General features: G+C 65.5%; 21 protein-coding genes. 17 read left to right on the forward strand and 4 right to left on the reverse strand.

Annotated features, from left to right (window positions below; all coding sequences use genetic code 11):
• Positions 1–14: 14 nt before the first annotated feature.
• Complete coding sequence (locus LC060_RS20590) at positions 15–1,079, reverse strand: phytanoyl-CoA dioxygenase family protein (protein ID WP_226638579.1); 1,065 nt, start codon at positions 1,077–1,079, stop codon at positions 15–17.
• A gap of 267 nt (positions 1,080–1,346) precedes the next feature.
• Between LC060_RS20590 and LC060_RS20595 the strand changes: the two genes are divergently transcribed.
• The 4 genes from LC060_RS20595 (at position 1,347) to LC060_RS20610 (ending at position 5,925) form a co-directional block, all read left to right on the forward strand.
• Entirely contained in the window at positions 1,347–2,129 is a 783-nt protein-coding gene (locus LC060_RS20595; protein ID WP_226638580.1) for an aspartyl/asparaginyl beta-hydroxylase domain-containing protein, read from the forward strand.
• A 96-nt stretch (positions 2,130–2,225) separates the two neighbouring features.
• Positions 2,226–3,176: a phytanoyl-CoA dioxygenase family protein gene (locus LC060_RS20600; RefSeq protein ID WP_226638581.1), complete on the forward strand. Its 951-nt coding sequence runs from the start codon at positions 2,226–2,228 to the stop codon at positions 3,174–3,176.
• A gap of 74 nt (positions 3,177–3,250) precedes the next feature.
• Positions 3,251–4,492: a putative DNA modification/repair radical SAM protein gene (locus LC060_RS20605; RefSeq protein WP_226638582.1), complete on the forward strand. Its 1,242-nt coding sequence runs from the start codon at positions 3,251–3,253 to the stop codon at positions 4,490–4,492.
• A complete protein-coding gene (locus LC060_RS20610; RefSeq protein WP_226638583.1) occupies positions 4,489–5,925 on the forward strand; it encodes a UdgX family uracil-DNA binding protein in 1,437 nt (478 codons plus the stop codon). Before LC060_RS20605 ends, LC060_RS20610 begins: the two co-directional genes overlap by 4 nt.
• A 74-nt stretch (positions 5,926–5,999) precedes the next feature.
• Here LC060_RS20610 and LC060_RS20615 read toward each other — a convergent pair whose 3' ends face one another.
• From LC060_RS20615 to LC060_RS20625, 3 genes are all read right to left on the reverse strand, one after another.
• A complete protein-coding gene (locus LC060_RS20615; protein WP_226638584.1) occupies positions 6,000–6,419 on the reverse strand; it encodes a hypothetical protein in 420 nt (139 codons plus the stop codon).
• Positions 6,420–6,851: 432 nt separating this feature from the next.
• Positions 6,852–7,466: a TetR/AcrR family transcriptional regulator gene (locus LC060_RS20620; protein ID WP_226638585.1), complete on the reverse strand. Its 615-nt coding sequence runs from the start codon at positions 7,464–7,466 to the stop codon at positions 6,852–6,854.
• Between the two features lie 28 nt (positions 7,467–7,494).
• Complete coding sequence (locus LC060_RS20625; protein ID WP_226638586.1) at positions 7,495–7,812, reverse strand: WGR domain-containing protein; 318 nt, start codon at positions 7,810–7,812, stop codon at positions 7,495–7,497.
• Between the two features lie 270 nt (positions 7,813–8,082).
• Between LC060_RS20625 and LC060_RS20630 the strand changes: the two genes are divergently transcribed.
• The 13 genes from LC060_RS20630 to LC060_RS20690 form a co-directional block, all read left to right on the forward strand.
• Complete coding sequence (locus tag LC060_RS20630; RefSeq protein WP_039396006.1) at positions 8,083–9,276, forward strand: AAA family ATPase; 1,194 nt, start codon at positions 8,083–8,085, stop codon at positions 9,274–9,276.
• A gap of 116 nt (positions 9,277–9,392) precedes the next feature.
• Positions 9,393–10,553: a ParB/RepB/Spo0J family partition protein gene (locus LC060_RS20635; protein WP_226638587.1), complete on the forward strand. Its 1,161-nt coding sequence runs from the start codon at positions 9,393–9,395 to the stop codon at positions 10,551–10,553.
• Positions 10,554–10,731: 178 nt separating this feature from the next.
• Complete coding sequence (locus LC060_RS20640) at positions 10,732–11,997, forward strand: replication initiator protein A (RefSeq protein ID WP_226638588.1); 1,266 nt, start codon at positions 10,732–10,734, stop codon at positions 11,995–11,997.
• A gap of 889 nt (positions 11,998–12,886) precedes the next feature.
• A complete protein-coding gene (locus LC060_RS20645; RefSeq protein WP_226638589.1) occupies positions 12,887–13,237 on the forward strand; it encodes an MbcA/ParS/Xre antitoxin family protein in 351 nt (116 codons plus the stop codon).
• A gap of 22 nt (positions 13,238–13,259) precedes the next feature.
• On the forward strand, positions 13,260–13,814 hold the full coding sequence (locus LC060_RS20650; protein WP_226638590.1) for an RES family NAD+ phosphorylase: 555 nt from the start codon (positions 13,260–13,262) through the stop codon (positions 13,812–13,814).
• Between the two features lie 269 nt (positions 13,815–14,083).
• Positions 14,084–15,091: a glycosyltransferase family 2 protein gene (locus tag LC060_RS20655; RefSeq protein ID WP_226638591.1), complete on the forward strand. Its 1,008-nt coding sequence runs from the start codon at positions 14,084–14,086 to the stop codon at positions 15,089–15,091.
• Entirely contained in the window at positions 15,088–16,773 is a 1,686-nt protein-coding gene (locus LC060_RS20660; RefSeq protein ID WP_226638592.1) for an ArnT family glycosyltransferase, read from the forward strand. The genes LC060_RS20655 and LC060_RS20660 overlap by 4 nt, the downstream gene beginning before the upstream one ends.
• A 164-nt stretch (positions 16,774–16,937) precedes the next feature.
• Positions 16,938–18,521: an NAD(P)/FAD-dependent oxidoreductase gene (locus LC060_RS20665; protein ID WP_226638593.1), complete on the forward strand. Its 1,584-nt coding sequence runs from the start codon at positions 16,938–16,940 to the stop codon at positions 18,519–18,521.
• A 42-nt stretch (positions 18,522–18,563) separates the two neighbouring features.
• Positions 18,564–18,983: a GtrA family protein gene (locus LC060_RS20670; protein WP_226638594.1), complete on the forward strand. Its 420-nt coding sequence runs from the start codon at positions 18,564–18,566 to the stop codon at positions 18,981–18,983.
• A gap of 26 nt (positions 18,984–19,009) precedes the next feature.
• Positions 19,010–20,848 carry a hypothetical protein gene (locus LC060_RS20675; protein ID WP_226638595.1) on the forward strand — a complete coding sequence of 613 codons (1,839 nt, stop codon included), beginning with the start codon at positions 19,010–19,012 and terminating at the stop codon, positions 20,846–20,848.
• A gap of 104 nt (positions 20,849–20,952) precedes the next feature.
• Positions 20,953–22,044 carry a nitroreductase family protein gene (locus tag LC060_RS20680; protein WP_226638596.1) on the forward strand — a complete coding sequence of 364 codons (1,092 nt, stop codon included), beginning with the start codon at positions 20,953–20,955 and terminating at the stop codon, positions 22,042–22,044.
• Between the two features lie 53 nt (positions 22,045–22,097).
• Positions 22,098–23,039 (forward strand): hypothetical protein, encoded by a 942-nt coding sequence (locus LC060_RS20685; protein ID WP_226638597.1) that lies wholly within the window; start codon positions 22,098–22,100, stop codon positions 23,037–23,039.
• Positions 23,036–23,552, forward strand: a 517-nt coding sequence (locus LC060_RS20690) for a polysaccharide pyruvyl transferase family protein (protein WP_226638598.1), incomplete at its 3' end; no start/stop codon positions are given. The genes LC060_RS20685 and LC060_RS20690, both read left to right, overlap by 4 nt.

Below are 23,552 nucleotides of genomic sequence, written 5' to 3' on the forward strand. Positions count from 1 at the left end.
GCCGAACGCGCGGCTCAGGCCGCGCCGTTCGTGCCCTCCTCCTCGACCCGCGCTTCGATGGCCCGGCGCGTGCCGACCGGCTGCCAGGGCTGGCCGATGCGCGCTGCGAAGCGGTCCCGGAAGGACCACAGCCAGCCCACCCGCCGTTCGGCGATGCCCGGCAGGCTGAGCGCGTCCCCGCCCAGCCAGGGCAGGAAGGGATTGCGCCGCGAATAGGACCATATCTCGACCCGCTCGCCCGCCTGCTGCGCCGCGCCGCGGGCATGGAAACCGCCGGTATCGGCCACCACCAGCGTATTGGCGGGCACGGCCAGCCCTTCGGGCGCGCCATAGCCCATCTCGGCCAGATCCTCGGGCCCCGCTCGCGGCGAACCACGGGCCGACAGCCGGTCGATGCTCGCAGGATCGCGCAGGCTTCGGCGATACTCCCAGTCGAGCCGGGCAGGCGTGTAGCGATGCGAACCGCGTACATAGGTGAAAGGCCCATCCTCGGCGCGTACCGGATTGAGGAAGAGCCAGGCCTTCATCGAGGCGTGGAAACTGTCGGCGTGGATCGTCTCCTGCGGGTCGGGGCCACCCTCTCCGCAGTGACTGACGATGGTCTGGATGTAGTGCAGCGGTTCGGTGCGAAAGCTCGCCACGTAGTGGAACAGAGCGCGCAGATCCCGCCTTGCCAGAAGCCTGCGCAGCGCCGGGATTGCCGCCAGCATCTGCGGGTCGATCGCGATGCGCCGGGTGATCGCATCGCCCTGGCGCATCTCACGCGCAGGCGCCTCGTAGGACAGCAGCGCGCGGCGCAGCGCGGCAAACTCGGCCTCGGGCACCACGTTCTCGATCGCCACGAAGCCATCGCGGTCGAAAGCGGCGCGCCAGGCGGCCGGAACGTGCCGCGCCAGACGCCGACGCCGCCAGCGACACAGGATATCGGCCCCGCGCACACGGGCACGGTGCAGCCCCAAGCGGTTGAGCCGCGCCGATCCGATCAGGGGATGGTCGAGAAAGCTCTTGGCTGACGTCGCCAGTTGCAGCGTCCAAACCGGAGTGAGCAGGATGGCCCGGGCCCGGGCAAAGATCGTCATCGTGGTATCCGTCAGCGTCTGTCGCGCCCCCGGCATCGTTGCACGGGCGGGGGCGCCCTGCCCGTGCGTTTCGCCCGTCTTCCCGGCAATGGCAAGAGGATTGGACGTGTGTCTGGGCCACTTCGGGGTATTCGCCGCCCGCATGCCACGGTTCGTCACGCCGCCGTGGCGAAGATGCGGCTTCGGAGGCTCTCAATACCGTGCAATTTCGTGCAGGAAGGCTATAGAGGCAATTCGAAGCGGGCTAGCATCTGTCGGAGCAAGTAATTGAGCTGGAACGATACTCTTAACGCACGCGGGTGGAAGGTCCCGTTCGTCAACAAGTCCCTGTTCCAGATCGGCAAGGAACTGCGCCCGGCCATCGACCGCACCATCCTGCGCAATTCCAGGATCCCGGACGCGGCCATCCAGGACACGGCCAGGTTTCCCTGGATCGCCGAAATGGAAGCGAACTGGGAAGCGATCCGCGACGAGGCCGTGCGCATCCGCGCCGAGGACATTCCCTCGCTGGGCGAGATCTCGTTCGACCATGGCCGCATCGCGGCCGACCGGCGCTGGCGGGCCTTCTTCCTCAAGGGCTATGGCTACCGGATGAAGGCCAACGCCGCGCGCGCGCCTGTTACCGCCGCGCTGCTCGAACGCATTCCCGGCCTTGTCACTGCCAACTTCTCGGTGCTCGAAGCGGGCGGACACATCCCGCGTCACTGGGGCATGACCAAGGGCATGCTGACCTGGCACCTGGCGCTCAAGGCCCCGGCCGAGCGCGAAAAGTGCCGCATGCACATCGAGGAAGGCGAGACCCTCCACGTCCTCCACTGGGACGAAGGCAACTCCTTCCTGTTCGATGACATGTTCAACCACGAGGTCTGGAACGAGACCGGGGAAGACCGCTATATCCTTCTCATCCAGATCAAGCGACCCTGCCGCTGGCGCGGAAACCTGATCCAGGAAATCTTCCTGAAGGGCGTACGCCACTCCCGCTTCGTGCAGGATATCCGCAAGGCCATTGATCGTGCCGGGAGAAAGGCCACGTCGTCTGCGCCCCAATGAGCGCCCCTGTAGCCGCTCCCGCGGGATATCTATACAACCGGGATACGCCACTTTATTGGCGATCTGGCCCATCATTCGAGGAGCAAGGCCCTGCCCGTGAACGACACTCCGCTTCCGGGCGTCCCGCTCATCGAATCCCCCCTCTTCACGCAGGACGTGGAAGCCCTGGGGTTGACCGCCGGGGAACGGCGTATCGCCGAGGATCTGCACACACGCGGGTTTGCCGTCCTGGATTTTCCCGATCCCGAGATCGATGCGCGGATCGCGCGTATCCGGGCCGACCTGGGGCCGCGCTACAAGGGTATGGACCTGACCGATCCCGACAGCGACAAGACTCAGGGCGAGCGGCGTATCCAGGATGCCTGGACTTTCCATGAAGATGTGCGCGCCATCGCTGCAAATGCAGAGCTGCGCGATCTTCTCGGCAAGCTCTACGGCCGCCCTGCCTTCCCGTTCCAGACCCTGAACTTTCCGGTCGGAACGCAACAGGGCGCGCATTCGGATGCGGTCCATTTCTCCAGCCTGCCCGAACGCTTCATGTGCGGGGTCTGGCTGGCGATGGAGGACATCACGCCCGAGAACGGCCCTGTGTTCTACCTTCCCGGCTCGCACCGCTGGCCGATCATGACCAACGCGATGATCGCCCGCCGCGGTTTCGGCAATATTCCCGAGAGCGCCCAGGCTCCCTACGAACGGGCGTGGGACGCGCTTGCCAGAGCCGACGGGCTCAGCCCCGAACCCTTCCTCGCCCGCAAGGGCCAGGCCCTGATCTGGAGCGCGAACCTCCTCCATGGCGGCAGCCTGCAAACGGATATCCGCCGCACGCGCTGGTCGCAGGTGACGCACTACTACTTCGAGGACTGCATCTACTACACCCCGGCCTATTCGGACGAGGCGGTGGGTCGCCTGCACCTGCGCGAGCCGGTGGGTATCCACGACGGCGTCATCCGCACCAGCACCTACCTTGGCGAACCGGTGAAGATGCCGCGCCGCCGCAAGGGCCTGCGCCGCCTCATCGGCAAGCTCGGAGAGGCCCTCGCCAGCTAGGCCTGAGGATCATTCCCGCTCGGATCATCGCAAGCGTCTTGCGGGCGGCAAAATTAGAACATATCAAGAACGACATGCCGCAACTTTCCGTCCTCGAACGCCTCGAGATTCTCGCCGATGCCGCCAAGTACGATGCCTCCTGCGCCTCGTCCGGCACGTCCAAACGCGACAGTCGCGATGGCAAGGGGCTCGGCTCGACCGCGGGCATGGGCATCTGTCATGCCTATGCCCCGGACGGACGCTGCATCTCGCTGCTCAAGCTACTGCTGACCAACCACTGCATCTTCGACTGCCATTACTGCGTCAACCGCAAGAGCTCGAACGTGCGCCGCGCGCGCTTCACCCCGCGCGAGGTCGTGGACCTCACCCTCTCCTTCTATCGCCGCAACTACATCGAGGGGCTGTTCCTGTCCTCGGGCATCGTGCGCACGGCCAGCCACACGATGGAGCAGCTCATCGAAGTGGCGCGCAGCCTGCGCGAGGACCATGATTTTCGCGGCTATATCCACCTGAAGACGATCCCCGAGGCCGAGCCCGAACTGGTGGAACGCGCGGGACGCTGGGCGGACCGCGTCTCGATCAATGTCGAACTTCCGACCGAGCAGGGCCTGGCCCGCCTCGCGCCCGACAAGAAGGCCCCGCAGATCGAGGGCGCCATGGGCACCGTGCGCGACGCGATCATCGCGGGCAAGGACGCCAAAGCGCGCTACCGCTCAGCCCCGCGCTTCGCCCCGGCGGGCCAGTCGACGCAGATGATCGTGGGCGCCGATGCGACAAGCGACACCCAGATCGTCGAGCGCGCCAGCACGCTCTACCGCGGGTTCGGTCTGCGCCGGGTCTACTATTCGGCCTTCAGCCCGATCCCCAGTGCAAGCGCCGTGCTTCCGCTCAAGCGCCCGCCGCTCCTGCGCGAGCACCGGCTCTACCAGTCCGACTGGCTGATCCGCTTCTACGGCTTCTCCACCAGCGATGTGCGCCGCGCGGCGGGGCCGGAGGGCATGCTCCCGCTCGACATCGATCCCAAGCTGGCCTGGGCGCTGGAAAGCCGCGAAATCTTTCCGGTCGACCTCAACCGCGCCCCGCGTGAAATGCTCCTTCGCGTGCCCGGTCTTGGCACGAAGGCCGTCGATGCGATCCTCGCCGCGCGCCGCCACCGCACGCTGCGCCTGGAGGATGTCGCGCGCCTCACCGTCTCGGTGCGCAAGCTGCGCCCTTTCGTGACGACCGCCGACTGGCGCCCGGTTGCCCTGCTCGATCGCGCAGACCTGCGCGCGCAGCTGGCCCCCAGGCCCAGGCAACTCGAACTCTTCGCATGATTGCGGCCACTCTGCCCGAGCCCGACGACTTCGAGGCCTGGCGTGAGGAAGCCCGGCGCCTTGTCACCCAGGGCCATGCCCCGCACGAGGTGTCCTGGCGCGAGGCGGGGGAGAGCGCGGACCTGTTCGCAGCGCGCCCTGCCCCCTCCCCTGCTCCTGCCCCCTCACCCGCACCGGCAACTTCGACGCGGACGGTCCGCGCCAACCGGACCTTTCTTGAACGGGCGCGCCTTGCCATTCTGCACCGCGACGGCGCGCGGCTTGACCTCCTCTACCGCATCCTGTGGCGGCTGCAGGACGAGCCCCGTCTGCTCGATGATCCCGCCGATCCCGATGCCTGCGCGCTCCATGCCCTTGTCCGGCAGGTCCGGCGCGACATTCACAAGATGCGCGCCTTCGTGCGCTTTCGCGCGGTCCGCGATGCCACAGGGGATCCCCACTACCTAGCCTGGTTCGAGCCCGATCACCGGATCGAACGCGCCAACGCGGCCTTCTTTCGCGACCGTTTCGCCAGCCAGCGCTGGTCGATCCTGACCCCACGCCTGACCCTGCACTGGGACGGAAAAAGCCTGAACGAAGCCCCTCCTGCGCGGCGCGAGGACGTGCCCGCCCACGATGCGACCGAGGACCTGTGGCTGGGCTACTACCGCGCGATCTTCAACCCGGCGCGCCTCAAGGTCGGTGCCATGGTCAAGGAAATGCCGCGCCGCTACTGGAAGAACCTGCCGGAAGCCGCGCAGATCCCCGCCCTCATCGCCGGAGCCCAGCAGCGCGAGGTGCGCATGATCGCGAGCGGCTCAGGTCCGGCCGAGAATGCCCCTCCCGCCAGTCGCGAAGCCCTGGCGCAAGCTCTCGCGCAGTGCCGACGCTGCCCGATCGGGTGCAACGGCACTGCGCCCGTTCCTGGCGAAGGCCCCCTCTCGCCACAGCTCCTGATCCTGGGAGAACAGCCCGGCGATACCGAGGAGCGCACAGGCCGCCCCTTCGTCGGCCCTGCGGGCGAATTGCTCGATACCCATCTCGCGCACGCGGGCATCGCGCGCGAGCAGGCCTATGTCACCAACGCGGTCAAACACTTCAAGTTCGAACGCCAGGGCAAGCGCCGTCTGCACCAGAACCCCACCGCGAACGAGATCGACCACTGCCGCTGGTGGCTCGAAGCCGAGCGCGCGCTGGTCCGCCCGCGTGCGGTTCTCGCGTTGGGGGCCAGTGCCGGGCGCGCTCTTCTCGGGCGTACGCCGTCCATCGGCCGCGAACGCGGAGGCCCGATCCCGCTCCCCGATGGCACGCCGATGTGGCTGACTGTCCACCCCAGCTACCTCCTGCGCCTCGACGGCGCGGCGGGCACGCGCGAGACCGAACGCTTCAAGGCGGATCTCGCCCTGGTGTCAGCCCACCTTGCGCGTGAGCATCCCCTGCACACGCCGGCCTGAGGCACACGCAGACCGCGGGTGGGCGATCGGATCCACGGGATCTGACCCGGCCGCGGCGGTGATACGCCGCAAGGCTACGCCCGGGAGGATCCCGAAAGGCCGCCCGGACAACTGCGCGCACGGCCGATGCTGTCGACGAGCACGCCGATCTGGGTGTCGCTGAAGCCCGCGGCTTCCGCTTCGTGCAGGACCGATGCGGGAAGGAGAAAGCCCTTGTGCCAGGCGTGGACGACCAGACGCCGCAGGGCCTCGAGACGAGGATTGGCGAGTTGGCGCGAAGGCGGCCTTGGCCCCAGCACAAGGCGGGCGAGCCGCCCGCGCGGGCGCTGCGGGCGCAAGCTTTTCAGCGTATCGCCATGCGCCAGCTGCACCACGCGCAGCTCCATGGCGTCGAAATGGGATGCAAGATCGGCCCGGTAGGCTCCGTCCGGGTCAAGCGCCGCAAGGTCGGGCAGCGCGTGCAGCGCCGCATCCCGGCAGTCGAGGAAAGCCATGGTGAGTGCTCCTGGAATGAAAGCCCGACGCGCGCCCGGGGATAGGGCGGGGGGACAAGCGCGCGTCGGGGCCCTCCACGGCGCAAGGGAGGCCGGGAGTGGGGCAAAGCGAGCAGCCCGACAGGCGCGTCACTGCATCGCCGTGACAGCCGAGAGGGCCGGATATCGAGAATATCTTCGTGCGGGCCGCGTCAGGGCACGCCGGGTACGTGCCGGGGCCTTAGCCCGAGCTTTGGCGGTAGTGGACTGGGTACATCGGCTCTTCCCCTGTTGCAGTGCGAGTCGAGCGGACTCTTTATGTACCTATCGGTATAGATTAAGCCGGGATGCGCCGTCAACCGATTTTATATACCAACCGGTATATTAAGTGGCGCGCGCGGCATTCAAGACCCTGAACAGCCGCCGTTTCTCGGAAAATCGCGTCCGCCGCGCTCAACGCCCCGGCCACATCGCCAGGAAAGCGGCAATGACACCTTCCAGTTCGCCGCGTGGGGTTCCGCCCTGGGCCTTGACGGCCAGGCCCTGCAGCACCGTCGAAAGGCACTGAGCCAGGACAACGGGATCGCTGCCTTCGGGCAGGTCACCCTTAGCCTTTGCCTCCTCGAAGCGCGCGATCAGTGCCGCGTCCGAAGACTGGCGCCGGGCGATCACGTGTTCGCGGATCGAGGTGTCTTCACTGGTGCAGGACACCAGGCTGATGACGCCCAGGCACCCCTGACTGTCGGCCGAACCGCAATAGGTGTCGAGCGAGCCGCGCAACAGGCGCTCAGCCACGCCGCGCGCCGTGGGCGCTTCGAGCGCGGTGCGAAGATAAGCCAGCTTGTCGCGCTCGTAGAGGTCGAGCGCCTTCTTGAAGAGCGCTTCCTTGTTGCCGAAGCAGGCGTAGAGGCTGGGCTTGGTGATACCCATTGCCTCGGTCAGTTCGGCCAGCGAAGCGCCTTCGTAGCCATGCTTCCAGAACACCTGAAGCGCCGAGCCCAAGGCCACCTCGGGATCGAATTCCCGGGGCCGACCGCGCGACTTGGTAGGGCTTTGCGAACATTTCATACCAGTCGGTATATAGGGGCCAGCCCCGCTAAATCCAGTGAAGATGCAGGCCCGCCTCAACCGGCCGATAGGCCACGGCGATCCGGCGCGGCGCGCGCAGCCTGCGCCGCAGCAAGGAACGTAAAGGCCCCCGCGCGGCCTCGGGATCGGCAAAGGACAGGCTCTTGCCCTGCCCCCGGGTTCCGATCCGGCCCCAACTCCAGACAAGGCAGGTGCGCCCGAACAGGTCGCGATCGACTACCACGCGCCAGGACCGCGCGAGCCCGCGCTCCGGCGCGCGGGCCTCCAGCGCCAGAGACCCGCCTTCGGGCGCGAGCAGCCGGTCGAGAGTGCGTTCGAGATCCATGGCCGCAAGTTGACGGCAGGCCGTCACGCACGTCCAACGCGAAAATCGAATCAGTCGCGCTCCGTCTGATTCACGCAGGCGATCAGGGCCTTCCTCCTGAGACCTGGCACGCGCCTTTTCCGCCCTTCCCCCCTTCGATCTGCCGCGCCTACGCGAAAGTGTGGCCCAAATGGGCCGGAAATTGCGCGCTTTAGGGGGCTATAACCTAGACTGAACGATATTTTCCGAATACCCCTCTGTGAACGTTCAAAAGAACTGTCAGGGGATCAAATGCATTCAGAAGTCGAACGCCTCTCCGAAATGGCACAAGCCGGGGAGCGGATGATCGAGCGTCTGCGCAAGCAGGCGTTCCTGCCCGACAGCCGCAAGGGGCTCAACATCCGTTTCGGCATAGCCGAGGCCGCGCAACTGCTGGGCTGTTCGACCAACCGTATCCGCATGGCCGAGGACGACGGACGTCTGCCCCCTCCCCCGCCGACCGAGAACGGACGCCGTCCCGGCTATTCGATCGAGGCGCTGCAGCACATGCGCGAGGTGCTGGGCGCAAGCCCGGCCCGTGCGCCGCTCGACCGCCCTGCGATGATCGCGGTGCAGAACTTCAAGGGCGGCGTGGGCAAGTCCACGGTCACCACCCACCTGGCCCACTATTTCGCGATCCAGGGCTACCGCGTGCTCGTGGTGGACTGCGACAGCCAGGCAACCACGACCACGCTGTTCGGGTTCAACCCGCACTTCAACATCACACGCGAGCAGACGCTCTACCCCTATCTCTCGATCGATCCGACCCAGACCGACCTGCTCTACGCGGTCCAGAAGACCCCCTGGCCCAACGTCGACCTGATCCCCTCCAACCTTGAACTGTTCGACGTCGAGTACGAACTGGCCGCCAGCGGCGCGGACGGGGGCTCGGTGCTCGCCTCGCGCTTCCGCAAGCTCAAGCAGGGCCTCGAAGACCTCGCCCGCGATTACGACGTGGTCATCCTCGATCCGCCCCCGGCGCTCGGCACCATCAGCCTTGCCGTGATGCAGGCGGCCAACGCCCTGATCGTGCCGCTTGCCGCGACGACGCCCGACTTCTGCTCGACCGTCCAGTTCCTCTCGATGATGGACCAGGTGACGGGCCAGTTGTCACAGGCGGGCCTTACCGTCGACTATGACTTCGTGCGCCTCCTGTGCTCCAAGTTCGATGGCAACGATCCCAGCCATGCAATGGTGCGCCAGATCATGGAGCAGACCTTCGGGCCCGCCCTCCTTCCCGTCTCCATCCTGGAGAGCGCGGAGATCAGCCACGCGGCGCTGCGCATGATGACGGTCTACGAACTGGAACGCCCGATCGGGTCGGTCCGTACGCACAAGCGCTGCCGCGCCAATCTTGACGAGGCCATGGCCCAGGTCGCCGCGCTGGTGCGCCGGGGCTGGGGTCTGGCCACCCCCGCCAGCCCGGAGGCCGTGGTCAATGGGTGACGCAAATTTCATCGCCGCTTTGCAGAAAACGGTTTCCTACAGGGCCTTTGTTCACCATATGTTCGAAACCGCCCGCTCGCCCTTCCCCGCCCTGACACACGCCCGGAGGTAGTCCCATGGCCCGCAAGCAATCCGATTACCTCGCCAGCCTGCTCTCAGGGGGAGACGACACCGCCGACGCCAATGCCGAAGCGAATGCCCCCTCGCCTGCGCCTGCGCCTTCACCGGACAAGGACGGGCAGGCCCCGTCTGCCGACACCCCCGATCCCGCATCCCCGGCCGAAGCCGAAGCGGTCTCCCCAGCCCCGCGCTCCAGCACCCGGGCCGGTCTGTCCCTGCTCGGCCGTGAGAATGCGCTCGCCCGTGTTGCGAGCGGCGAGGTCCGTCAGGTTACGCAGCTTCTGCTCGATCCGGCCCGCGTGCGGGTATGGGACGGCAATGCCCGCAACCAGGCCCGGCTTTCCGAAGACAGTTGCCGCGATCTCATTGATTCGATCCTCGCCGAAGGCGGTCAGAAGGTCCCTGCGGTCGTGCGCCATGTCACGGGCGATCCCGATCACGACTACGAGCTGATCGCGGGCACGCGCCGCCACTTCGCGATCTCGTGGCTGCGCGCCCATTCCTATCCCGACATGAAGCTGCTGGCCCAGGTCGCCGAGCTCGATGACGAGGCCGCCTTCCGCCTCGCCGACATCGAGAACCGCGCCCGCCGGGACATCACCGACATCGAGCGTGCGCGCAACTATGCCGAGGCCCTGCCCATCCACTACGGCGGCAAGGCCGTGCGCATGGCCGAGCGGCTCAAGCTCTCCAAGGGCTGGCTTTCCAAAATGCTGAAGGCCGCGACCATCCCGGACGAGGTCCTCGCCGCCTTTGCAGATCCGGCCGAGCTGACGCTGAACCCGGCCTATCGCCTGGCCGGAGCCCTGGACGACAAGGCCCGCGCCCGCGCCATCCGCAAGGAGGCCAAGGCCATCGCCGCGCAGAACGCCAAGGCCCGTTCGGAAGGGCGCGCAGGGCTGCCCGGTCCGGTGACGCTCAAGCGGCTGTTAGCCGCAAGCGACCTTGCCGATAGCGGGCAGCCGCTTGCGACCAAGGACTTTCGCATGGAGGTTTCCGGCCCCCATGGGCGCACGATCCTCGCGGTAAAGGACGTGACCCGGCAGGGCGTGACGATCCAGCTGCCGATGGCCAGCGGCGCTGGCGACGAGCAGCTGGCCAACGCGCTCAAGGAAGTGCTCGACGTCCTGCGCAAGAACGGCATCTCGGTCAGCTGAGGCGAAGGAAACGGGACGCGATGTTTCCTCCAGGAAACTTTTCGGTGCAGGCAAGGGGGGGCCGGGCAGCACGGCTCAGTCCCCCCTCACCTGCCCGGACCAAACCTGCGACGTGTCCCTTCACGCCGTCCTTTTCGTGCACCTTCCCCCTTCCCTCCAGCGCACAAGGCCCCCGTCGATGACCCGCGCGCCCAAGGCCCCCGTCAGCGAACAGTTCGACCTGTTCCTTCCCTATATCGCCGACCTCCCCTTGCGCGACCAGCGCGAGATGATGGAGCGCCCCTTCTTCAGTCTCGCCAAGTCCAAACGGGTCAAGCCGATCGACTACACCAGTCCCGACGGACAGGTACGCGTCCACGTCTCGGCCAGTCCCGAGTATGGCATGGCCACGATCTGGGACGCGGACATCCTGATCTACTGCGCGAGCGTCCTGGCCGACATGCAGCGCCGGGGGCGCAACGATGTCCCCCGCAAGCTCCACATCATGCCCTATGATCTCCTTCGCGCCATCGGGCGTCCGACCACGGGGCGCGCCTACGAGCTTCTGGGCCAGGCCCTCGACCGGCTCGTCGCAACGACCATCAAGACCAACATCCGCGCCGAGAACCGGCGCGAGGCAACCTTCTCGTGGCTCGATGGCTGGACGCAGCTGGTCGACGAGAAGACCGAGCGCTCGCGCGGCATGACGCTGGAATTGTCCAACTGGTTCTGGGAAGGCGTCATGATGAAGGGCGGCGTGCTCTCCATCGACCGCGCCTATTTCGACATCACGGGTGGGCGCGAGCGCTGGCTCTACCGGGTCGCGCGCAAGCACGCCGGTGGAGCTGGCGAGACCGGCTTTGCCATCACCATGCCCGTCCTCTTCGAGAAGTCCGGTGCGGAAGGCCAGTACCGCCGCTTCAAGTTCGAGATGCTCAAGCTGGCCGAGAAGAACGAGCTTCCCGGCTACGCCCTGGCCGTCGAGACCGCACGCGATGGCGAAGCCATGCTGCGCATGACCCGCGTCGATGCCAAGGGCGGCGCAGGCGACCTCCAACCCTCCCCAGCCCGTCATGCCGCCCCTACCCCTGCCCCAACGGCGGACAGGAAAGAACCCGACCCCGCGCGCCCGGCCAAGGCCCCTGCCCCGGTTTCGTCGGGCGACTCAGGGGAAGTTTCCTCCAGGAAACATACCCGTGAGACGGCCGAGGTCTTCGACGCCTCGCGCCTTATCCGCTCCACCATCACCGGTCTTTCCGACAATGCGACCCGCGGCTTCATGACCGATGAGACGATCGACACCCTGCGCGGGGAATGTCCGGGCTGGGACCTGCACGCCCTTCACGCCGATTTCGAACGGTGGGTTGCCGCCGATCCGGAACGCACCCCGGCCAACTGGCAGCGCGCCTTCGTAGGCTGGGTCCGGCGCCACCACGCCAAGCACAAGAACCAGCTGCGCGGGTGAGGGCAGGGGGCTCGTCGATCATCGGCCCCTCCCACACATCGTCTCCTCGCGAAAGTCCTGCGAAGGCGTCGCCGGATGGCAATGCGCTTTCAGCCCACTCTATCTCCGATGCCGTCTGCGTCCCGCTGGGGATCCCGCTCCATTCGCCAAGGGCCGGTCGTCTTCGCGACAGGGACCAACGGGAAGCGAGCGTCCATTCAGCACGCCCACGCTCCGCCATATCCTGGCCGCTCCGGTCATGCCGCGGCCTCCAACTCCCCCCAACCCCATGGCATGGCTCGGACCGCCTGCGAACGGGCTTCGCGAATTCCATTGCGACCCAATCCAGTCCTGACGAGGAGAGAAATATCCGCCAGCGCCGGATGGTTGGCGATGTCCCATGACATCGCCAACCGAAAGGCAGCGCCGCATGCGTTCCCGAAGTGTCGCGTCCATCCTGTCATCCAGGCCTAGGCTCGAAGCTTACCTCGGCGAGGACGCACGAATTGAACGACCTTCGCGCGCCTCTTCGAAAAAGAGTTTCAAATTCCAGGCAGCGATTCGTCGCGTCGACACTCCAGGAACACATCAAAGGCAGGCTTCGACCCTTCGGGAACACGGCCTCGACCTATCGGGAACACCTCTATCGACACGTCGGGAACGCATATCCGACACATCAGGAACAGCCTGGTGAACGCGACTCGTGGAACAACGCAGCGCAAACCTCGGCGAGACCACGTCTAACCTTATCTAACTTATTCTCCTAACCCCTCTAACTTCTGTGAAGTCTCTTGCAAGATGGGAGAAAAGGGGAGGGCGCCCGAGCGTCAGATAGGGGCAAGAACGCAGGCCATCGCACCTTCTTGCCCAAACACAGGCGAGTGCATATATTCAGGCAAGGAGTGCACCCATGCTTGCAGCTTTTCTCGACGACATCCGGGATGGCGATCTCATCGCCCCGCGGCTCATGGCCAAACGCCTGCGCCTGCCGATGACCCGTCTCTCGAAGCTCGCGCATCTCAACCGCAACACCATGACTACCCGTCCAGCCAGTCCGGCCGTGCAGGAAAAGCTGGGTCAGATTGCCCGTATCATCACCAGGGCCGCCGTGCTCACGGGCGATGAGGACCGGGCCATCATCTGGTTCAAGCACCAACCACTCCCGGGCTGGGGCAAGACCCCTGAAGAGCTTGTCGAGGATGGTCTCGCCCAGGAGGTTCTCGACGATCTCGAACGGCATGGCGAAGGCGTCTATTCCTGAACCGGTCTGCTCCACAAATCACGTGACTTCCCAAAACCCATCCTATCCCCTGATCGCCCGCGAGATCGCCTTGTGGCGCATGCTGACGATCCGTTTTCAACGCGCTCCCTATTCCGGGGAAGGGGCACGGCTCTACGGCGGGCGCTGGAATGCAAGAGGTATTCCCGCACTCTACCTTGCCAGCGACCCTGCAACGGCCGTGGCCGAATTCTACCAAGGCCTGCCCAAGCCTGGAACCCTCGCCCCTTATCGCCTCCTTGCCAGCGCCCTGGTCGATCTTACCGATGGAATGGGCGGTGCTGGCAACGAGATGGTCGAACACGCCTGCACCGCCGCCTGGAAGGCGATGGCCGCGCGCAGCAGGACACCCCCCAGCTGGACCCTGGCCCGCGAACTCATTGCCGCCGGAGCCCAGGGGGCTCTTGTTCCCTCTGCGCAAAATCGTGGTGGTACATGTGTTGTGCTGTGGGACTGGCATGCGGCCAGAACTGGGCCGGAACATCCCGAAGGGAAGGGCGCGGCCCTTACCTTGCTCGATCCCGAGAAAGTGCTCGAGGCGTCCGGCACGACTCGATAAGCCATTCTCAGGCCTTCCAGCGGCGCAAGGCCATCTGGAAATGCAAAGGATTGCAGTTGGCATGATTCCACGCGACGGTCCCTCCTCGAACGAGAGGGGAGCTGCGAAGGCACTGCAAGACCAGAATACCCTCGTACCCGGGCGCAGATACGAAGAACGGCAGAGCGACTTCGATTTTATGGCTTACACTTCGTTAACTCGCTTCATGGCAAGAGCCTTCGCAAGGGACAGGTCATCTGTTTTCCAGAAGGCGTGACAAGGGTGGGTGCGTGACGAAGCTGATCATACAGATTCCGTGTTTCAACGAGGCAGCGGACTTGCCCCGCACACTCTCCGCCTTGCCGGGCGCCATTCCCGGGATCGACGTGATCGAGATACTCGTCATCGATGATGGAAGCGTCGATGATACCGCTCAGGTCGCAAGGGCTGCAGGGGTGCATCATATCGTGCGCCATCGCACCAACCGCGGGCTGGCCGCGGCCTTTCGATCGGGAATCGACGCCGCCCTTCGCGCCGGCGCCGACATCATCGTCAACACCGACGCCGACGGCCAGTACGCAGGTGAGGACATCGTCAAGATCGTCCTGCCGGTGCTCAATGGCGAGGCCGATATCGTTATCGGCGACCGCGACGTTGCCAAGAACGCGCATTTCGGACCTGTGAAGCGTGGCCTGCAGATCCTGGGAAGCGCGATTGTCCAGCGTCTGTCCCAGACCCGGGTCCGCGATGCCGTTAGCGGATTTCGCGCGATCAGCCGGGATGCGGCCAAGTCCATCAACATCACCACCGAATTCAGCTACACCACGGACATGCTGATCCAGGCCGGGCGCAAGCGCCTCGCGATCCAGAGCGTGCCTGTTGCCACCAACGCGACGCTGCGTCCGTCCCGGCTGTTCAAATCGATTCCCGGGTTCATCGCCAACACCGGCATCACGATGGCCAGGGCCTATACGACCTACAACCCGCTGCGGGTGTTCGTCGGAAGCGGAATTGCGATCATTCTTGTCGGACTGATTCCGATCCTGCGCTTCCTCGTTGCCTTCTTTGCGGGCGATGGTGATGGACACGTCCAGTCGCTCGTGCTGGGCGGGGCCCTGCTTGTTCTGGGCGCGGTGGTTTCGGTAATGGGTGTCCTTGCCGATCTGATCGCGGCGAACCGCAAGCTCATCGAATTGAACCTGATCCATCTGCGCCGCATCGAGGAGACGCTCGACATTGCCCAGATACCCGATCCCCTGGAGGACTGCCCCTCCACGCCCGAGCGCAAGAGAGCGTGAGCGTGGACATCGCGCGGGCCTGGCCCAAGTTGGCGCCCTCCAACGCAGTCCCAAGCGGGCAAGATCGGGCCAGACGATGGGTGTTGGCAGCTCTGGTTGCAGTTCTGATCCTGCAATTGCCGGTCGTCTTCCTTCGTGCGATCAACTGGGACGAATTCTACCACTACAGCCTGGTCGTCAAACTGGCGAAGGGCACGCTCGATCTGCCTCTCCAGACGCTTTATACGCAGCCTTTCGTCTGGGTTACGGCGCTGCCGGGGGCAGGGGTCGACCATGTCATTCTCATCCGCATCTTCATGCTCGCGTGCGAACTGGTGGCCTTGGCGTGCATTGCCGGGATGGCGGCGCGCTTCACCGACAGGACGACCGGGCTGCTTTGCGCGCTGGCCTATCTGAGCGCGAGCTTCATCTTCCGGCATGGGACGTCCTTCCGCTTCGATCCTCCTGCGGCGGCCTTGCTGATGGGCTCGGCCTGGCTGTTCACGAGTTCGCACATGCGCGCTTCGCGCCTGGCGCTGGCCGCCATCCTTGCCGGCATATCGACCGTGCTGACGATCAAGACCGTCCTTTATGCACCCGTTTTCGCGGGTATTGCCTGGATGGTCTGGACCGAAAGGGGACGCCGCCGCGCCGATCTTGTCAGGCTCGCGGCTCTGGCTGTGGGCGTGGTGGTCTGCGCAGGCGTGGTCTATCTGCTCCATGCCGCAAGCCTGGCAGCAGGTGGGGGCGGCCAGGCCGAGAGTCTGTTTTCGAACGCCGGACGCAGCATGTTCACGCTCAGCGATCCGTTTGGTTACCGCCGCTTCATCCTATGGTTTGCGATCAGTTCGCCGCTGCTGGCGATCCCCGCCTTCCTCGCGCCCTTCGCGATCTGGCGGAGCAACAGTGCCACCGCGCACAAGATTGCCCTAACGGGCCTGTGGCTTCCCCTTACGACGCTGTTTTTCTACCAGAACACGGCACCTTACTACTACGTCTTCATGATGCCGCCGGTGGCTGTCGCCGCCAGTCCCCTGATGGCTGTGCTGGCCCGGCGCTACGGCGCTGCGCTGATCGCGGGCGCAATGCTGGCGTGTGCCGCCTTCGTCCTCGCGACCGAGCCGGAGAGTACGCTTGCACGCCAGCGCCAGATCCAGCAGGAGGCGAAGCGGCTGTTTCCCGACGGCGTCGCCTATTTCGACAGCTGCGCGATGCTGGGCTCCTTTCCCAAGGCCAATGTCTTCATGACCCCTTGGGTGCTTTCGATGTATCGGCAGGGCATCGGTGCGAGCATGGAGGAGACCATGACGCAGCGCACGGTGCCGCTCCTGTTGAACGATGATGCCGTACTCGGCGAGGCCGTGGCCAGTGAGGGGGACGTTTCCGCGCTGCTCCCCCAGGACGTAGTCGCGCTTCGGGATACCTATATTCCCTTCTGGGGGCCGTTCTGGCTGGCGGGCCGAGAAATCAGCGGGGGCATGGGCGCTCAAACCTGGAATGTCCGGGTGCCCGGGGTCTATACCGTCCGGGAAGGGCGCGTGGTGATCGACGGGCGCGAATTTGCCAAGGGCGATCGCGTGACTCTGGCCCGCGGACAGCATCGGCTGTCTGCCCCACAGGGCGATGCGCGACTCGTGTGGGGGGACCGACTTGCGGTTCCGGCGTCTGTGCCGCCGCAGGAGCCGTACTTCATGCCATTCTAGGGGCCTGGCCCCGGGTTGCGGCGCAATATGGCTCGCAACCTGCACCGTGCCTCGATGACGAGGCCTGAGCAGGCTATCCGAATGCCATCGATGATGCGCTATTTAAGAGTAAATTAAGGATAATCTCGCAGGGTTGCACCATGGATTGCGGCATAGAGGACGGTATGAGTCAGGATGCAAAGTCGACTGTCGATGTGGCGGTCATCGGGGCGGGACCGGCGGGTTTGACCGCGGCCTACCAGCTCACCAAGCTCGGCTATGACGTCACCGTGATCGAGCGGGACGAAAAGGACGTGGGCGGGATCAGCCGCACGGTCGAATACGAAGGGTTCCGCTTCGACATCGGCGGGCACCGCTTCTTCTCCAAGAGCCAGGAAGTGGTGGATCTGTGGAACGAGATCCTGCCCGACGACTTCATCCAGCGCCCGCGCATGAGCCGCATCTACTACGAAGGCAAGTTCTACAGCTATCCGCTGCGCGCGTTCGAGGCGCTGTGGAACCTGGGTATCTGGCGCTCGAGCGTGTGCATGGCAAGCTACGCCAAGGCGCGGCTCTTCCCCAACAAGACCATCCGCAGCTTCGAGGACTGGACCACCAGCCAGTTCGGGTGGAAGCTCTATTCGATCTTCTTCAAGACCTACACCGAGAAGGTCTGGGGGATGCCCTGCGATGAAATGTCGGCGGACTGGGCGGCCCAGCGCATCAAGGGTCTGAGCCTGGGCAAGGCGGTGCTCGATGGCCTGAAGCGTTCGCTCGGGCTCAACAAGCGGCCCAACGATGGCTCCAACGGGCAGGCCAAGACCCTGCTCGAGACCTTCCGCTATCCGCGCCTTGGCCCTGGCATGATGTGGGACGCGGCGCGCGACCACGTGGTGGCCGGGGGCAATACCGTCCTCATGGGCCATTCGCTCAAGCAGCTTTCGCAGGACGAGGAGGGGACCTGGCGCGTGACCGCAACCCGCGCGGACGGAAGCGAGACCGCGATCCACGCCCGCCACGTCGTCAGCTCGGCGCCGATGCGCGAGCTCGCCTCGCGCCTGCACCCGCTGCCGGAAACGAGCATGGAAGCCTCCGCCCTCAAGTACCGCGACTTCCTGACCGTGGCCCTGATGATCCGTTCGGACGACCTGTTCCCCGACAACTGGATCTACATCCACGATTCGCAGGTCCAGGTCGGCCGCATTCAGAATTTCCGCAGCTGGTCGCCCGAGATGGTGCCCGATCCCTCGCTCGCCTGCGTGGGGCTTGAGTACTTCTGCTTCGAAGGCGATGGCCTGTGGTCCTCCACCGACGAGGACCTGGTCGAGCTCGCCAAGAAGGAAATGCAGATCCTGGGCCTCGTCGATCCCGAGACGGTCGTGGGCGGCTGCGTGGTGCGCCAGGAAAAGGCCTACCCGGTCTACGACGACAGCTACGCCGACAACGTCGCGGCGATGCGCGGCGAACTCGAAGCGCGCTATCCCACGCTGCACATGGTCGGGCGCAACGGCATGCACCGCTACAACAACCAGGATCACGCGATGATGACCGCGATCCTCTCGGTCGAGAACATCGTCGCGGGCGAGCGCATCCATGACGTGTGGAGCGTCAACGAGGATGCCGAGTACCACGAGAGCGGCAAGGAGGGCGAACGCACGCCCATCGAGGACCTCCTGCGCGCCAAGGGCAAGGCCACGATCGGGCCCGACCGCGCCGCCGCGCTCAATTCCGAACGCGCTGTTCCGCGCTCGGTCAACCGGGCGGCCTGAGGCCGCGGATCTCGGAACATGGCAGGGGGAGCGCCTGACACGATGAGGACGCAGGTCCTGCGCCTGGGACGCAGCCGCTTCGTGCGCTACGCTCTGGTGAGCCTGGGCGCGCTGGCCCTCGACATGGGCTCGTTCCTCGCGCTGCTGGCGCTGGCCGTTCCCGCGACGCCGGCCGCCGTACTTGGCTATGGTGCAGGTATCCTGGCGCACTGGCTGGCCTCGAGCCGAATGATCTTTGCCGACAGACTGGCCGCGAGGGGGGCAGGGCGTCTGCGCCAGCAGTCGGGTTTCCTGGTCTCGGCACTGGTCGGGCTTGGCGTTACCGGCCTGACCGTCTGGCTGTGCGGCCTGGCCGGTTGGGATCCGCGCCTGTCCAAACTGCTTGCGGTCGTCCTCAGCTTCCAGTTGACATGGCTCTTGCGCAAGCATGTCGTGTTTCGCCCGATCTCGCGCGCGATCTGAATCAGAGGAATGAGAGTTTGACCGTGATGCCGCAAGCCGAAGGCACGCCCCTGCGTGCGCAGGGGCGGCCGGGCCTCTTTGCCCGCGTGGCCCTGCCGACCTGGCTTTTCAGTCTTCTCGTGCTGGGCGCGGTGTCCTGGCGACGGGTTCTTGAGATGCGCTTCCAGGACCCGGACGATCTGCTCCGCATGGTCGAGGTGCGCGACTGGCTCCATGGCCAGGGCTGGTTCGACGTCACGCAGTACCGCATGAACCTGCCCGAGGGGGCACCCATGCACTGGTCGCGCCTGGTCGATCTGCCGATTGCCCTTGCCATCGAGATACTGCGCCCATTCGTGGGCATGGCGATGGCCGAAATCGTGGCGGCGGCCATTGTCCCGCTCCTGACACTGCTGGTTCTGCTCTCGGTGCTTGCCCGGCTCGTTGACGGCCTGCTGGGGCGCCGTGCGGCCTTCTTTGCGTGTCTGATGGTGCCGATCACGCTGTCCGTGATCCTGCAGTTCCAGGTCTACCGGGTCGATCACCATGCCTGGCAGATGGTCTGCGCGGCCGCAATGATGCTGGGCGTGTTCCTGCCCGCGGCGCGGCGCGGGGGGACACTCGCGGGTGTTTCGGGAGCGATCTGGCTCACCATTTCGCTCGAAGGCCTGCCGATGGTGGTGGGAACGCTTACGGCCCTGGGCCTGGGCTGGCTGCTTCAGCGCAAGGGCGACAGGGACGGCACCCGCCTTGAGAGCGCGGCGTTGGCCCTGGCGCTGACCACGACCTTGCTGTGGCTCGCAACCCGCCTGCCGCAAGGGCTTGAGGTCTGGTGCGACACTGTTTCGGCCTATCATCTCGCCACCTTCGCGGCTGCGGCTCTGGGGATATGGCTGACGCGCAAGCTGGCGCGCGGACCTCTCGCGCGGTTTGCAGGTCTTGCGATCAGTGGCTCTGTCTGTGCCATTCTGCTGGCCGTTCCGGCGCCGCAATGCGTGACCGGAGCCTTCAACGACCTGCCGCCGCTCGTCCATCGCTACTGGTACGAACAGATCTCCGAGGGTCTTCCCATCTGGCGCCAGGACTGGAGCCGGATCGTGACCATGGTGGCGCTGCTGCCGATCTCGGTCTGGGGGCTGGTGCTGCTGTGGCGCACGCGGCGCGAGGAGCGGGGCGACTGGGCGATGTATGGCGGGCTGCTCGGCCTTGCCGTCGCGATTTCCTGGCTTGTCGCGCGGGCTGACGGTGTCGCGATGATCCTTGCCATCGCGCCTGCAAGCCACGTGGTTGACCGTCTTCTCGCGCGCGCACGCCAGTTGCGCATCGCGCCCTTGCGCATCCTGGCAACGACGAGCGCCATCCTGCTCCCCTTTGTCCCGTTGCTCCTCATGAACAGCCTCATCCCGTCCGAAGACGCGCACGAGGCGGTGCGGGAGCGCACGAGCGAGCGCGAGGAGGATTGCCTTGCGCCGACGCGCCTGCAGGCGCTTGGGGACCTGCTCGACCACCGCAAGGGCGGGCGCAACATCATGGCGCCGCTCGACCTCGGGCCGGCACTGCTGTTTTCGACCGATGCCACGGTGCTTGCCAGCAGCCATCACCGCAACAAGATCGCGATGAACGACGTGATCCGCTTCTGGATGGCCTCACCGGCACAGGCCCGCCAGATCGCGCAGGCGCGCAGGAGCGACTATGTCCTGTTCTGCCCCGGCATCTCCGAGCCGCGAACTTACGCAGGTGCCGCGCCGCAGGGCATGATGGCCCGCCTTTCGAGGGGGGAGCGTATCGATTGGCTCGAACCGGTGCGCGATCCCCGCCTGGGGGCGCTGCGTCTCTATCAGGTTCGCGAGCGTTCCGGCATCCCGAACAGCCTCGGACAAGGCTGATTTAAGGGAAATTTAAAGGTAAAATTTTATCTATTTGGAAACCCTGTTTGCAGGCGCGGGACGTTGCTCTCCTGCGGCAGACCAACGATGGACGGTGCCTTGTCTTGCTCCTGCGTCTCAAACATTTAGCTAAATCGATCCTCGCCGTAGGCTGGGTGAACAAGGCAGTTTCGCGCGCGCGCCATGCCGAGGCCGAGGTCTTTGGCTCAAACCGTGTGCTTGGGCACGTTCTTCATGCCCTGAACCCTTTGCCCTTCAACCGGGAACAAGCCGCCGTCATGCGCGGCGCGCGCAACTACCATCGCAACCTTCGCCGCGACAGGCGCAGCCATGTGCAACTGCGGCGGAACATTCACAGGCTGGAAAAGGGCCTGGTAATGCTGCCACGCCGCGATGTCTTCGCAACGGATTACATTGCCGAGACGATGGCTGGCTATGTGCGTGCCGTCGCGCAGTTTGAGCGCAGTGCGGCAAGTATCGACAGGGATGAACTGGCCTGGGCGCACGATGTGCTCGACGCCTATTTCCGGGCCTGCTCCCCAGGTCACAGGGTTATTGACGAGGCGCGCGAGACCTTTTCCGGCCTGCCACCGCTTTTCCCGAGTGGCGGCAAGGCCCCGACCCGTCGAGGCGATCGCGGCGCGAGCACGATTACCTTTGACGAACTGCGCGAACTTTCGTTGCAGCGCCGGTCCGTGCGCCATTTCGAACAGCGACCAGTCCCCCGGGACCTGATCGACCGCGCTCTCGGTATTGCGGCCCAGGCGCCGACTGCCTGCAATCGCATGCCCTACGAGTTTCGGATCTACGACGATCCCGACCTTGTGCGCGCGGTTGCGCAGCTGCCCTTTGGCGCCGCGGGGTTCGGCCACCAGATACCCACGCTGGCCGTCGTCGTCGGCAAGCTGGACAGCTACTTCAGCGCGCGCGACCGTCATGCGATCTACATAGATGCGAGCCTGGCTGCGATGTCGTTCCTTTTCGCGCTGGAAACGCTGGAACTGAGCAGCACCATCATCAACTGGCCCGATTTCGAACCGCTCGAGGCCCGGATGCAGCGCCTTCTGGGCCTCGATCTGTCCGAGCGTGTCGTCATGCTGATCGCGATTGGCTACAGTCACCCTGATGCCATGGTCCCGTACTCCCAGAAGAAGCAACTGGACAGCTTTCGCAGCTACAACAAGGTCGGGGAATGAAGGCGCACAGGCTCCTGGAGGAGGAGCAAGACCGTCCCCACCGGGCACGGCGCATGCGCAAGGTGGCGCTGCGCTGGTTGGCGCTGGCGCTCGTCGTGGCGGTATCCCTGCGCGCCTTCGGAACGTCCCTGGACACCGCATGGGACAAGGTCCGTGCCGATCCACCGGCCCTAGGGTGGCCGGTCATCGCCGCATGGCTGCTTTTTGCTGCGGCCGTACCTGTTTCGGGATGGCTGTGGGGGCGCGTGCTGCAGAGGCTCGAGAGCACACGGGTGGGCGCCGCCGACGCCATCGTCACGCATTGCTTCTCCTGGCTTCTCAAGTACCTGCCGGGCCAGATTGCAGCGCTGGTCTACAAGCTCGTCTGGGCTGAAAAGCGTGGTTTGGGCAAGACCGGCACAGGTCTCAGCTTCGTGTATGAAAACCTCTTCGTGCAGGTCGCGTCCTGGGCCCCGGCGCTGCTGATCCTTCCGCATGCCACCTTGGGCGCGCGCATCGGGAACGACAGCCTGCTTGCGGCATGCGGCGCTCTCGCGGCCATGGTGACGATTGTCTTTGCGCTCGGGCCGGGGGTGGGGCTGCTTTTGAAGCTGGTACGCAAACGGGGCAAGCTGACGGCAGGGCAAGGCCAGTTCGGCACGCTTTCGCCCGCGGCTTCGGCCCGGTTCATGGCCCTCTACCTGCTCCCGCGCCTGCTCAATGCGGTCGCCTTCGTGCTGATCTGTCTCCACATCACGCCTGTCGAACCTGCACAGATGCCGGCGCTTGGGGCGATTTACGTGCTGGCCGGGGCGATCGGGGTGCTCGCGGTGTTCGTACCGAGTGGCCTGGGCGTGCGCGAAGCCGCTATCATCCTGCTTGCAGCCCCGCTACTGGGCAGCTCGACCGCCATCATCGCCGCCTTCCTTGCGCGCTTTGTCTCCATCGCATCCGATGCCCTGGTGCTCGTGTTTGCGATCGCGCTGCGCGCCTTGCACGTCAGGAATCCCGTATGAGCACGCATGTTGCCATCATCGGTTCGGCTCTGTCCGGCAACAGGGGCGCATCGGCCATGCTGGAAGCCGCGATCGAGGGCATCTCCCGCCGCATCCCCGACGCCCGCTTCACGCTGTTCTCGATGTATCCCGACGAGGACCGGGCGCTGAACCACTATCCGAACCTCACGATCGTACCTGCCGGGCCGCTGCGTCTCGGGATCGTGATCAATTCCCTGGCGCTTCTCTACTGGCTGCTGCCCCCATTACGCTCCGTTCTGGCCCGCAGCTGCGGCGCGATCAAGGCGCTGCGCGACGCGGACGTTCTGCTCGATCAGGGCGGCATCACCTTTTGCGATGGCCGGGAGAAATTCCTGCTCTACAACGTCGCCTCGGTCCTGCCCGCCCTTTTCATGCGGGTCCCGGTGGTCAAGTGCGCGCAAGCCATGGGACCGTTCCGCAGCCGGGTGAACCGGCTTGCCGCAAGGGCGATCCTGCCGCGCATGCGGCTCATTGTCTCGCGCGGGCGGATTA

Origin of the sequence: Novosphingobium profundi (genome assembly GCF_020524485.1) — a bacterium.
GTDB lineage: Bacteria > Pseudomonadota > Alphaproteobacteria > Sphingomonadales > Sphingomonadaceae > Novosphingobium > Novosphingobium profundi_A.